The sequence below is a fragment of the Pseudomonas sp. SED1 genome, assembly GCF_034044025.1.
Lineage (GTDB): Bacteria > Pseudomonadota > Gammaproteobacteria > Pseudomonadales > Pseudomonadaceae > Aquipseudomonas.
This window is the reverse complement of sequence record NZ_JAXCIS010000203.1, coordinates 17,876-29,183: the sequence shown is the minus strand read 5'-3', so window position 1 is coordinate 29,183 and position 11,308 is coordinate 17,876. Positions and strand designations below refer to the sequence as shown.

Below are 11,308 nucleotides of genomic sequence, written 5' to 3'. Positions count from 1 at the left end.
CCTGTGTCGCCTTCGAGCACATGCCCAACTCATGAGAACCGAACATGAATAGCCTATTCAAACTGGTGCTCCAACGCCTGGCTCTCGGCCTGCTGTCTTTGTTCGCCGTCTCGGTGATCATCTTCCTGGCCGTCGGCATGCTTCCCGGCGATATCGCCCAGGCCATGCTTGGCCAGTCCGCCACGCCGGAAACCATCGCCGCGTTTCGCGCCCAACTGGGCCTCGACCTGCCGCCCCTGAGCCGGTTCGTGCAATGGCTGCTGCGCCTGCTGCACGGCGACCTCGGCGCGTCCCTGGCCAACCAGCGGCCCATCGCCGAACTGATCGGCGCACGCCTGGGCAACACCTTGCGCCTGGCGGCACTCGCCGCGCTGGTTTCGGTGCCCCTGGCGCTGGTGCTGGGCATGCTCGCCGCGCTGTACCGCAACAGCTGGTTCGACCGCCTGCTCAACACCTCGGCCCTGAGCGCGGTGTCGTTCCCCGAGTTTTTCGTCGCCTACCTGCTGATCCTGGTGTTTTCGGTCAAGCTCGGCTGGTTTCCCAGCCTGTCCAACCTGGCGCCGGACGCGTCATTCGGCACCATCCTCGAACGCTCGGTGCTGCCGGTGCTCACCCTGAGCCTGGTGGTGATCGCGCAGATGATGCGCATGACCCGCGCCTCGCTGATCAACCTGCTGGCCAGTCCGTACATCGAAATGGCCCGGCTCAAGGGCATCAGCCAGTCGCGGATTATCTGGCGCCACGCATTGCCTAATGCCTTGGCGCCGATCGTCAATGTGATCGCGCTCAACCTGGCTTACCTGGTGGTGGGCGTGGTGGTGGTCGAGGTGGTGTTTGTGTACCCGGGCCTCGGTCAGTTGCTGGTGGACTCGGTGTCCAAGCGCGACATTCCTGTGGTGCAGGCGTGCAGCCTGATTTTCGCTGCCACCTACATCTTGCTCAACACCGGCGCCGATGTGCTGTCCATCGCCACCAACCCACGCCTGATGCATCCCAAGGGGTAGACCATGAGCCTTCTCACACAACTGGCCAGGGCGCCATTGAGCGCGAAGTTCGGCCTGCTGATTATCGTGCTGTACGTGCTGGTGGCGTTGTTTGCACCGGTGCTCGCGCCCTATGGCGAAACCCAGGTGGTGGGCGACGGGTTTGCGCCCTGGAGCGGTCAGTTCCTGCTGGGCACCGATAACCTCGGGCGGGATATGTTCAGCCGCCTGGTATATGGCGCGCGCAATACCCTGGGCATTGCGTTCCTGACGACGGTACTGGCGTTTTTGCTGGGTGGCTTGAGCGGCCTGATTGCGGCGATCAAGGGCGGCTGGGTGGATCAGGTTTTGTCGCGACTGGTGGACATCCTGATGGCGATCCCGCAGTTGATCTTCGCCTTGCTGATTCTTAGCGTTGTCGGCACCAATGCCACCTCGCTGGTATTGGTGATTGCACTGCTGGACTCGACCCGGGTGTTTCGCCTGTCCCGGGCCGTGGCGATGACCGTGGTGGTGCAGGATTTTGTCGAAGCCGCGCGGCTGCGCGGGGAAGGGCTCTGGTGGCTGGTCACCCGAGAAGTGCTACCCAACGCTGCTGCTCCGTTGATTGCCGAATTCGGCCTGCGCTTTTGCTTCGTGTTTTTGTTTATCAGCGCGCTGTCGTTCCTTGGCCTGGGCATTCAACCGCCCACCGCCGATTGGGGCAGCATGGTCCGCGACAATGCGGTGCTGATTACCTTTGGCGACATCAGCCCGTTGCTGCCGGCCCTGGCGGTGGCGTTGATCACCGTCAGCGTGAATTTTGTCGTCGACTGGATGCTGCATAAATCCAGCGGCCTGAAGGAGTGTTGAGGATGGACAAGCCATTGCTGGAAATCCGCAACCTGCAGATTGAAGGGCATTACGAAGATGCCTGGCATCCGTTGATCAAGGGCATCGACCTGACGTTGCAACGGGGCGAGGTGCTGGGGTTGATTGGGGAGTCCGGCGCGGGTAAATCAACGTTGGGCCTGGCGGCGATGGGATTTGCCCGCGACGGTTGCCGCTTCACCGGTGGCTCGGTGTGCTTTGACGGCATTCAGCTGTTGCAGGCCAAGCCTGAAGCGCTGCGCAAGCTGCGAGGATTGCGCATTGCCTACGTCGCGCAAAGCGCTGCCGCGTCGTTCAACCCGGCTCATCGGCTGATTGACCAGCACGTGGAAACCGCGGTGATCAACGGCGGCATCAGCCGCGCCCAGGCTGAACGCGAGGCGGTGGAGTTGTACCGCGTGCTGCGCCTGCCCAATCCGGAAACCATTGGCCAGCGTTACCCCCATCAGGTCTCCGGTGGGCAACTGCAACGGGTGATGACTGCCATGGCGATGGCCAGCCATCCCGACCTGATCATCTTCGACGAACCTACCACCGCCCTCGACGTCACCACCCAGATCGAAGTGCTGGCGGCGATTCGCGATGCGGTCAAAACCTTCGGCAGTGCCGCGCTGTATATCAGCCATGACCTAGCGGTGGTCGCACAGATGGCCGACCGCATCATGGTGCTGCGCCACGGCAAGCGGGTGGAGGAGGCCGAGACCCGGACCATGCTCAGCGCACCGCAGCAGGACTACACCAAATCCCTGTGGGCGGTACGCAGCTTTCGCACCGAACCCAAGGCCTGTCCGCAGCAGCAGGTGCCGTTGCTGGAAGTACGGCAGGTGTGCGCCAGCTACGGGCATCAACCGGTGCTGCACGACGTGTCGATGAGCCTGTATCGCGGCCAGACGCTGGCGGTGATCGGCGAGTCCGGCAGCGGCAAAAGCTCCACGGCGCGCCTGATTACCGGGCTCCTGCCGAGTACGGCGGGGCAGGTGCTGTATGACGGCGAAGCGTTGCCGGTGGACTTTCGTCGACGCAGCAAGGAGCAGTTGCGGCGGATCCAGATGATCTACCAGATTCCCGATACTGCGCTGAACCCACGCCAACGCATCGTCGACATCATCGGCCGGCCGCTGACCTTCTACCTCGGCCTCAAGGGCAAGGCCATGCGTGCCCGGGTCGCCGAGTTGCTGGAGATGATCGAGCTGGATCCGGCCATATTCATGGAGCGTCAGCCCCGTGAACTGTCCGGTGGCCAGAAGCAGCGAATCTGCATCGCCCGCGCCCTGGCGGCTGACCCACAACTGATCATCTGCGACGAAGTGACCTCGGCCCTGGACCAGTTGGTGGCCGAGGGCGTGCTGAGGCTGCTCAACCGCATCCAGCAGCAGTTGGGCGTGGCCTACCTGTTCATCACCCACGACGTTGCCACGGTGCGCGCCATCGCCGACGAAGTGGTGGTGATGCAGCGGGGCAGGGTGGTGGACCAAGGCAGCCGCAGCGCGATCTTCACCCCGCCGTATCAGGACTACACCGGCCTGCTGTTTTCATCGGAGCCGGAAATGGACCCCGACTGGCTCGACCATTTGCTGGCCGAACGGGCCGCGCTTACTTCTTGAGGAGTTTTTATGAAGGTGTTGATTGTCCATGCCCATCCCGAGCCGCAGTCGTTTACCGCGGCTTTGCGTGACCAGGCGATCGCTACTCTGCAAGCGCAGGGGCATGAGGTGCAGGTCAGCGATCTTTACGCGATGCACTGGAATCCCGTAGCCAGCGCCTCGGATTTCACCTCGCGGGAGAACCCCGACTACCTGGTGTATGCCCTGGAGCAGCGCCTGGGGGTGAAAAGCCAATCCATCGCGGCGGATATCCGGCAGGAGTTGGACAAGCTGCTGTGGGCCGATCTGCTGATCCTCAACTTCCCGATCTTCTGGTTCTCGGCGCCCGCGATGCTCAAGGGCTGGATTGACCGGGTGCTGGTGTCGGGCGTGTGTTACGGCGGCAAGCGGTTTTATGATCAGGGTGGGCTCGCGGGCAAGAAAGCGCTGGTCACGGTGACCCTCGGCGGGCGCGAGCATATGTTTGGCGAAGGGGCGATTCATGGGCCTTTGGAGGATATGTTGCGGCCGATTCTGCGTGGCACGCTGGCGTATGTCGGGTTTGAAGTGCTCGAGCCGTTTGTGGCGTGGCATGTGCCGTATATCAGCGCCGAGGCTCGGCAGGGGTTTCTGCGCAGTTACCAGCAGCGATTGGAAGGGCTGGCGGATGACCAGCCGTTGGTGTTTCCCAAACTCGAGCAGTTTGATGAGGCGCTGTACCCACTTTAGTCAAGTGAATGAAGATCCAGTGTGGGAGCGGGCTTGCTCGCGAAAGCGGTGTGCCAGTTGATGCATATGCTGGCTGAACCACCGCATTCGCGAGCAAGCCCGCTCCCACATTTGATCTTCATTGTCAGGCGGGATTCTGTGCCCGCAGCCGCTCGGCGGCGCTGCGTAGCAGCTGTTCCGTCCCGTCCCAGCCCAGGCAGCCGTCGGTGATCGACACGCCGTACTTCATCGACGGGCTCAACGGCTGGCAGCCTTCGAACAGGTGGCTTTCGATCATCATGCCGATCAGCGACGTGTCGCCCTGCAAGCGCTGCTCCAGCACGTCGTTGAACACCGCCGGTTGGCGCAGCGGGTCTTTGCCGCTGTTGGCGTGGCTGCAGTCGACCATGATCCGCGGCGCGACTTTGCTCTTGGCCAGGTCGGCATGCACCTGGGCCACGCTCTGGCGATCGTAGTTCGGCCCACGGTGGCCGCCGCGCAATACCAGATGGGTATCGGGGTTGCCCGGGGTCTGGATGATGGCCGGATGACCTTGGCTGTCGACCCCGAAGTGGCGGTGCGGGTGAGCGGCGGAACGCATGGCATCACAGGCGATGGCGACGCCGCCGTCGGTGCCGTTCTTGAAGCCCACGGGCATGCCGAGGCCGCTGGCCATTTCGCGGTGGATCTGCGATTCGGTGGTGCGCGCGCCAATGGCGACCCAGCTCAGCAGGTCATCGAAGTAGCCGGCAGCCATCGGTTGCAGCAGCTCGGTGGCCACCGGCAGGCCCAGGCGCAGCATTTCACGCATCAGCTCCCGAGACAGGCTCAGGCCCGCGGCCATGTCGTCGCTGCCATCCAGGCGTGGGTCGTAGGCCAGGCCTTTCCAGCCGATGGTGGTGCGGGGTTTTTCGACGTAGGCGCGGATCACCAGCAGCATCTGGTCACTGACTTCATGGGCCAGTTTTTTCAGGTTGCGGGCGTATTCCATGGCCGATTCCGGGTCGTGGATCGAGCACGGGCCGACGATCACCAGCAGGCGTGAGTCTTCGCCCTTGAGAATGGCGCGCACGGCTTGGCGATGGGCGTGGATCTGTTCGTTGAGGAACGGGCTCAGGGGCAGTTGGTGCTTGAGCTCCAGGGCACTGGGCAAACGCTGGGTCAGCGCTTCATTGGCGCAGGACAAGGTAGAAACAGGCAGAGCGGCGATCGAGGAGTTCATATTCGGGCTTCCTGGGCAAGCGGCGGGCTGTTCCCGCGCGCTTTGCCCTACTGGGGTGTTCGACAATTGGCCGTATTGGCTACGTGTGTTGGCTTGCCACCAATAGGTGACCGATCGGAGGCGGCAGGCTGTCCCGAACGGAGCTTGCTAAATCGCCAGGCGGTGGAGGTGTCGTAGCGGTAATAGGTGGCGTAGTTCATGTCGTGAGTCCTTTAAGTGTTCGGTGTGTGGCAAAAATAATTAAGGGCTGAAAAAACAAAACCCCCGGTCGGGGAGCCGACCGGGGGTTAGATTTCTCTGGTAGGCGACCCCTTGAGTAGTGGGCGCCGATTTCAGGTATCAGGCGCGCCAGTGGCTAAACCAATACCCAAAATAAAAGCTGACCAGTGCGCTCAAACCGCTCACACGGGCAGCCACGACCGAGCGCTGGGCGCTGGCAGCAGGGCAAACCTGAGTGTGGGTGAGTTGCAACATGGTGTGTCTCCAAATGATGGGGGGAGCTTAACTGAGGCGAGCGGGTGGATTCAATCAGTAATTTCTATGGAGCTTGGGTACTTACGGCTATGGCCCAAGTGCCGATATGCTGCACCGACTTAACGATGATTGCCTGGATGCGACCATGACTGCCTTGACGATTGCTGCTGCCCAATCCATTTCCATTGCAGGCGATGTGCCCGGCAATATCGCTCGTCACCTGGCCTTCATGCGTGTTGCGGCGGAGCACGCTGTGCAGTTGCTGGTGTTTCCGGAACTGTCCCTGACGGGATATGAACCCTCCCTGGCCGCCGGGCTGGCGATTGCGCCGGACGATGAAGTACTGGCGCCGCTGCGGGAGATGGCTCGTGAGTTGCGCATTACAGCAGTGGTGGGCATGCCGATTCGTCTGGGCGCGGCGAAAGAGGTGTTGATCGGCGCGCTGGTACTGGAGCCGGGTGGCTCGGTGTCGGTCTATACCAAGCAGCATTTGCATCCCGGTGAAGAAGCGGCCTTTGCTGCGGGGCAGGGCGGGGCGGCCCTTGAGTGGGGTGACGACCGGATTGCCCTGGCGGTATGCGCAGACTTCTCCCACGCCAGCCATCCACGGCAGGCAGCCGAGGCCGGGGCGAATATCTACGCTGCGGGTGTGCTGATCAGCGAGGGCGGCTACGCGCCTGATACGACGTTGCTTCAGGGCTACGCCGCCGAGCACCAAATGCTGGTACTGATGGCCAACCACGGCGGCCCAACCGGTGGCTGGACCTGCGCCGGACGTAGCGCCATCTGGGGCGCTGACGGCGGCTTGATCGCAGCCGCCCCGGGTGTGGGCGATTCGCTGGTGATTGCACGTCGCAGCACCGCTGGCCAGTGGTCCGGGGACCAGGTGGCGATTTAGGGAGCGCAGGCACATGGCGTTTCAACTACAGGCCGCAACCAGCCAACACTTGGCATTCGCCCGAACCCTGACCCATCAGGCCATGGGCAGCTATTATCGCCAATACGATTTGTCGTGGTCCGATGCCGGGTTCGATACCGCCTGGGCGGGTCGGGAAAACTGGCTGATCTGTCGCGATCGCGAGGTGATGGGTTTTATCAGCCTTAGTCGTGACCCGAAGGCGCTGTATATCCGCGAACTGCACATTCTTGAGGCGTTTCGTCATCAAGGAGCGGGCGGCTGGGTTATCGAGCAGATGGTGTACAAGGCGCGCGCGGAAGGTCTGGGTCTTTTACGGTTGACCGTTTTCAAGACCAACCCGGCGCGAAGGCTTTACCAGCGCAAGGGCCTGGAAATCGTTGGCGCGGAGGATAGCTTCTGGCGCATGGAGCGCAATTGCCGGACGTGATCAGGCGTGAGTACTGTCAATTTGAGGAAAACAGGCACTTGGTCTTAATAAGCGCATACTGACTTCAAGAGGTGAGTTCCTGATCTTGCCTCGCGGTTTCGTCCTCAACCGGAATGATCCCGTCCTTCATGCCCAACAGGACCGCCACCTTGTGGGCTTCTCCCCGTCGTCCCTTTTTGCGCCCAGCGAGCACTTGATAAGTGGTTGCCGGGTCCACGCCATTTTCCCGGGCGAACGCTTGAACAGACTTACCTTGATGTTCCAGCCAAGCCTTGGCTTGTGCAGCAGTGCGAATACCGGGCATAGTTCAAAACCGTTCAAGTTTGTGTAAAACGAGATGAGTGTGTCACCTCTAGGGGTGTGCCAAATAGGATCATACATCCAAATGAGTGGAATCGGTTTCCGGTTAAGGCAAGAAAGAGAGCGACTTGGCCTGTCGCAGAAAACTTTTGGTGAAATAGGAGGTGTAGAGGCTAACGCACAGGGTAAATATGAAAATGGCGGACGCGCGCCCAAGGCTGATTACTTGTCCCGCGTGGCAGAAAGAGGTGTCGATATCCTGTACGTGTTGACCGGTACTCCGACGCCGACCCAAATGGAAAATCTGAGCCAAGTCGAAGAAAAAGTACTGGGCAACTACCGTGCGATGTTCAAGGAAGACCAGGATGCAATCCATCGCCTGACTTCAACCCTGGCCGAGCTTTCAATCTCCACTAATGGAAAAAACAGGTCATCCGCCCCGGATTCCTGACCTTTTACCCAGGAAATTGAGCCGCCCGCCATTCGGCGGCGGCCCGTTGTGCATTGAAACTCTATATATATGACGCTTGCAGCTAGGTCTGCGCCTTGGTTTTTTGCTAAGGTGTTCAGCAACCTATAAGACCATATCGCGAGGTGTCTGCTTGATTAGGGTGCTAGTAGTCGATGACCATGATCTCGTTCGTACAGGCATTACACGAATGCTGGCTGACATCGATGGCCTGCAAGTAGTCGGCCAGGCCGAGTCAGGGGAGGAGTCCCTGATCAAGGCCCGGGAGTTGAAGCCCGACGTGGTTTTGATGGACGTCAAGATGCCCGGGATCGGCGGTCTTGGCGCCACTACAAAGTTATTGCGCAGCCATCCGGATATCAAAGTCGTGGTAGTTACCGTGTGTGAGGAAGATCCGTTTCCTACACGGCTGCTACAAGCGGGCGCTGCCGGCTATCTGACAAAAGGCGCGGGCTTGGCGGAAATGGTCCAGGCCATTCGCCTGGTGTTTGCCGGCCAACGCTACATCAGCCCGCAGATTGCCCAGCAGTTGGCGATCAAGTCGTTCCAGCCTACCAGTGACTCGCCGTTCGATGCGCTGTCGGAGCGGGAAATCCAGATCGCCTTGATGATTGTCGGCTGTCAAAAAGTCCAGTCGATCTCCGACAAGCTGTGCCTTTCGCCGAAAACCGTGAACACCTACCGTTATCGGATTTTCGAAAAGCTCTCCATCAGCAGCGATGTTGAATTGACCTTGCTGGCGGTCCGCCACGGCATGGTAGATGCCAGCGCCTGAAATGACAGCTCCTGAAATAAAGGTCCAATTCGATCCGAGTGCGTTCCTTGCAACCTGCAGTGGCCGTCCTGGCGTGTATCGCATGTTCGACAGCGAAGCGCGCCTGCTCTACGTCGGTAAAGCCAAGAACCTGAAGAGCCGCCTGGCGAGTTACTTCCGCAAGACCGGCCTGGCAACTAAGACGGCGGCACTGGTGGCGCGTATCGCCCAGGTGGAAACCACCATCACCGCCAATGAAACCGAGGCGCTGCTGCTTGAGCAGACGCTGATCAAGGAATGGCGGCCGCCCTACAACATCCTGCTGCGTGACGATAAGTCCTACCCGTACGTGTTTCTCTCGGACGGCGACTTTCCGCGCCTGAGCATCCATCGCGGTGCCAAGAAGCAGAAGGGCAAGTATTTCGGGCCTTATCCCAGTGCTGGCGCCATTCGCGAAAGCCTGAGCCTGCTGCAAAAGGCGTTTTTCGTGCGCCAGTGCGAAGACAGTTTCTACAAGAACCGCAATCGTCCGTGCCTGCAGTACCAGATCAAACGCTGCAAGGCGCCGTGCGTGGGTCTTGTCGAGCCTGCGGAATACGCCGAGGACGTGCGTCACTCGGTGATGTTCCTCGAGGGCCGCAGCAACGCCCTGGCCGATGAACTGTCCGGCGCCATGGAGCAAGCGGCGAGCACCCTGGATTTCGAGCGCGCCGCCGAACTGCGCGACCAGATCTCCCTGCTGCGCCGCGTGCAGGACCAGCAAAGCATGGAAGGTGGTACCGGCGACGTTGACGTCATCGCGGCTTTCGTCAACCCGGGCGGCGCCTGCGTGCACCTGATCAGCGTGCGCGGCGGCCGGGTGCTGGGCAGCAAGAACTTCTTCCCCCAGACCGGTATAGAAGAGGAGGTCGCCGAAGTCATGGCGGCGTTCCTCGGCCAGTACTACGTCAGCAGCCCTGAGCGCGACCTGCCGAGTGAGCTGATCGTCAACGTGGTGCACGAGGACTTCCCGGCACTGATCGAAGCGATTCACGGACTGCGCGGCCGCGAGCTGGACATCAGCCACCGCGTGCGCGGCACCCGTGCCCGCTGGCAGCAACTGGCCGTGACCAACGCCGAACAGGCCTTGGGTGCACGCTTGGCCAACCGCCAGCACGTCGCCGCACGGTTTGACGCCTTGGCCGAAGTGCTTAACCTCGACGAGCCGCCCCAGCGCCTCGAGTGCTACGACATCAGCCACTCCAGCGGCGAAGCCACCGTGGCCTCCTGCGTGGTGTTCGGGCCGGAAGGGCCGATCAAGTCCGATTACCGGCGCTACAACATCGAAGGCGTCACCCCGGGCGATGACTATGCCGCCATGCATCAGGCCCTGACCCGGCGCTTCAGCAAACTGAAGGACGGCGAGGGCAAACTGCCGGACATCCTGTTGGTGGACGGTGGCAAGGGCCAGCTGTCCATGGCCCGCGACGTGCTCAACGAACTGGCGGTGCCCGACCTGATCCTGCTCGGCGTGGCCAAGGGTGCCACCCGCAAGGCCGGTTTTGAAACCTTGTACTTGAATGATGCAGCCCATGAGTTCACTTTGAAGGGTGACTCCCCGGCGCTGCATCTTATCCAGCAGATCCGCGACGAAGCCCACCGTTTCGCCATCACCGGCCACCGCGCCCGACGTGGCAAAACCCGGCGTACCTCAACCCTGGAAGGGGTGGCGGGGGTCGGGCCAACGCGGCGGCGGGACTTGTTAAAACATTTTGGTGGCTTGCAGGAGCTGTCCCGTGCCAGCATCGAAGAAATAGCCAAAGCTCCCGGTATCAGTAAAAAGCTCGCAGAGTTGATTTATGCAAATCTGCACAGCGAGTAGAATGCCTTCTCACCTCGTAGCCAGTTGTGCCGATGAATATCCCTAATCTGATCACCGTTCTACGCGTCCTGCTCATTCCGATTTTCATTTTGCTGTTTTACCTGCCGTACGAATGGAGTTACATGGCATCCAGTTCGGTCTTCGCCTTTGCGGCTGCCACCGACTGGCTGGACGGCTACCTGGCCCGCCGCCTGGAGCAGAGCACGCCGTTTGGCGCGTTCCTCGACCCGGTGGCCGACAAGCTGATGGTAGCGGTCGCCCTGGTATTGCTGGTGCAGGAACACGGCAACCTCTGGCTGACCTTGCCGGCGGCCGTGATCATCGGTCGCGAGATCGTCGTATCCGCGCTGCGGGAATGGATGGCCGAAATCGGCGCTCGTGCCCATGTGGCCGTGTCCAACATGGGCAAATGGAAAACTGCGGCGCAGATGCTTGCCCTGGTGATCCTGCTGGCCAACCCGTCGGACTTCTCCTTCTGGGTATTGCTGGGCTATGCCTTGCTGCTGGTCGCCGCAGGCCTGACCTTGTGGTCCATGCTGCAATATTTACGCGCTGCTTGGCCGCATCTGCGCACCGAGGTTGAAAAGAAATAAAACTTTTTTGAATCAAGGGGTTGACGGGTGATGAGGATTCTATAGAATGCGCATCACCAAGACGCGGGAATAGCTCAGTTGGTAGAGCACGACCTTGCCAAGGTCGGGGTCGCGAGTTCGAGTCTCGTTTCCCGCTCCAAACACA

12 protein-coding genes and 1 tRNA gene are annotated in these 11,308 nt (G+C 60.9%); 11 read left to right on the top strand and 2 right to left on the bottom strand.

The features are described from left to right. The first annotated feature begins 44 nt into the window (after window positions 1–44). The 4 genes from SNL23_RS26445 to SNL23_RS26430 are packed head-to-tail and all read left to right on the top strand — an operon-like array spanning window position 45 to window position 4,165. Window positions 45–1,004 (top strand): ABC transporter permease, encoded by a 960-nt coding sequence (locus tag SNL23_RS26445; RefSeq protein WP_318304110.1) that lies wholly within the window; start codon window positions 45–47, stop codon window positions 1,002–1,004. Between the two features lie 3 nt (window positions 1,005–1,007). Then, entirely contained in the window at window positions 1,008–1,835 is an 828-nt protein-coding gene (locus SNL23_RS26440) for an ABC transporter permease (RefSeq protein ID WP_143503625.1), read from the top strand. A 2-nt stretch (window positions 1,836–1,837) separates the two neighbouring features. Further along, window positions 1,838–3,457, top strand: a complete 1,620-nt coding sequence (locus tag SNL23_RS26435) for an ABC transporter ATP-binding protein (RefSeq protein WP_318304107.1) — start codon at window positions 1,838–1,840, stop codon at window positions 3,455–3,457. A 9-nt stretch (window positions 3,458–3,466) separates the two neighbouring features. After that, entirely contained in the window at window positions 3,467–4,165 is a 699-nt protein-coding gene (locus SNL23_RS26430; RefSeq protein WP_318304105.1) for an NAD(P)H-dependent oxidoreductase, read from the top strand. Window positions 4,166–4,289: 124 nt separating this feature from the next. Here the strand turns inward: SNL23_RS26430 and SNL23_RS26425 are convergent, their stop codons facing one another. Continuing rightward, window positions 4,290–5,366 (bottom strand): 3-deoxy-7-phosphoheptulonate synthase, encoded by a 1,077-nt coding sequence (locus SNL23_RS26425; RefSeq protein WP_076016418.1) that lies wholly within the window; start codon window positions 5,364–5,366, stop codon window positions 4,290–4,292. 619 nt (window positions 5,367–5,985) lie between these two features. Here SNL23_RS26425 and SNL23_RS26420 point away from each other — a divergent pair. Together SNL23_RS26420 and SNL23_RS26415 are read left to right on the top strand one after the other, a co-directional pair. Next, on the top strand, window positions 5,986–6,738 hold the full coding sequence (locus SNL23_RS26420) for a carbon-nitrogen hydrolase family protein (RefSeq protein WP_318304104.1): 753 nt from the start codon (window positions 5,986–5,988) through the stop codon (window positions 6,736–6,738). A 13-nt stretch (window positions 6,739–6,751) separates the two neighbouring features. After that, a complete protein-coding gene (locus tag SNL23_RS26415; RefSeq protein ID WP_318304103.1) occupies window positions 6,752–7,186 on the top strand; it encodes a GNAT family N-acetyltransferase in 435 nt (144 codons plus the stop codon). A 64-nt stretch (window positions 7,187–7,250) separates the two neighbouring features. Here the strand turns inward: SNL23_RS26415 and SNL23_RS26410 are convergent, their stop codons facing one another. After that, a complete protein-coding gene (locus SNL23_RS26410) occupies window positions 7,251–7,490 on the bottom strand; it encodes a DNA-binding protein (RefSeq protein WP_076016416.1) in 240 nt (79 codons plus the stop codon). Between the two features lie 81 nt (window positions 7,491–7,571). On the opposite strand from SNL23_RS26410, the gene SNL23_RS26405 reads away from it, so the two are divergent. The 5 genes from SNL23_RS26405 to SNL23_RS26385 all read left to right on the top strand — a co-directional run bounded on the left by SNL23_RS26405 (window position 7,572) and on the right by SNL23_RS26385 (window position 11,302). Then, window positions 7,572–7,937, top strand: a complete 366-nt coding sequence (locus SNL23_RS26405; RefSeq protein WP_076016415.1) for a helix-turn-helix domain-containing protein — start codon at window positions 7,572–7,574, stop codon at window positions 7,935–7,937. Between the two features lie 151 nt (window positions 7,938–8,088). Further along, the gene (gacA, locus tag SNL23_RS26400) at window positions 8,089–8,730 is read left to right on the top strand and encodes a response regulator transcription factor GacA (protein ID WP_008436066.1); all 642 of its coding nucleotides are present in this window, start codon (window positions 8,089–8,091) and stop codon (window positions 8,728–8,730) included. A gap of 1 nt (window position 8,731) precedes the next feature. Then, window positions 8,732–10,570, top strand: coding sequence for an excinuclease ABC subunit UvrC (gene uvrC / locus SNL23_RS26395; RefSeq protein ID WP_076016414.1), 1,839 nt, complete (start codon window positions 8,732–8,734; stop codon window positions 10,568–10,570). Between the two features lie 32 nt (window positions 10,571–10,602). Further along, window positions 10,603–11,163, top strand: coding sequence for a CDP-diacylglycerol--glycerol-3-phosphate 3-phosphatidyltransferase (gene pgsA / locus SNL23_RS26390; protein WP_167665573.1), 561 nt, complete (start codon window positions 10,603–10,605; stop codon window positions 11,161–11,163). A gap of 63 nt (window positions 11,164–11,226) precedes the next feature. Continuing rightward, a tRNA-Gly gene (locus SNL23_RS26385) sits at window positions 11,227–11,302 on the top strand. Window positions 11,303–11,308: the final 6 nt, after the last annotated feature.

Bases quoted from the DNA above. Each gene is read 5' to 3' on its own strand.
- SNL23_RS26440 (WP_143503625.1), top strand. From the start codon at position 1,008: ATGAGCCTTCTCACACAACTGGCCAGGGCGCCATTGAGCGCGAAGTTC.
- SNL23_RS26415 (WP_318304103.1), top strand. From the start codon at position 6,752: ATGGCGTTTCAACTACAGGCCGCAACCAGCCAACACTTGGCATTCGCC.
- SNL23_RS26405 (WP_076016415.1), top strand. From the start codon at position 7,572: ATGAGTGGAATCGGTTTCCGGTTAAGGCAAGAAAGAGAGCGACTTGGC.
- SNL23_RS26410 (WP_076016416.1), bottom strand. From the start codon at position 7,490: ATGCCCGGTATTCGCACTGCTGCACAAGCCAAGGCTTGGCTGGAACAT.
- pgsA (WP_167665573.1), top strand. From the start codon at position 10,603: ATGAATATCCCTAATCTGATCACCGTTCTACGCGTCCTGCTCATTCCG.
- SNL23_RS26425 (WP_076016418.1), bottom strand. From the start codon at position 5,366: ATGAACTCCTCGATCGCCGCTCTGCCTGTTTCTACCTTGTCCTGCGCC.
- SNL23_RS26445 (WP_318304110.1), top strand. From the start codon at position 45: ATGAATAGCCTATTCAAACTGGTGCTCCAACGCCTGGCTCTCGGCCTG.
- uvrC (WP_076016414.1), top strand. From the start codon at position 8,732: ATGACAGCTCCTGAAATAAAGGTCCAATTCGATCCGAGTGCGTTCCTT.
- SNL23_RS26430 (WP_318304105.1), top strand. From the start codon at position 3,467: ATGAAGGTGTTGATTGTCCATGCCCATCCCGAGCCGCAGTCGTTTACC.
- SNL23_RS26435 (WP_318304107.1), top strand. From the start codon at position 1,838: ATGGACAAGCCATTGCTGGAAATCCGCAACCTGCAGATTGAAGGGCAT.
- SNL23_RS26420 (WP_318304104.1), top strand. From the start codon at position 5,986: ATGACTGCCTTGACGATTGCTGCTGCCCAATCCATTTCCATTGCAGGC.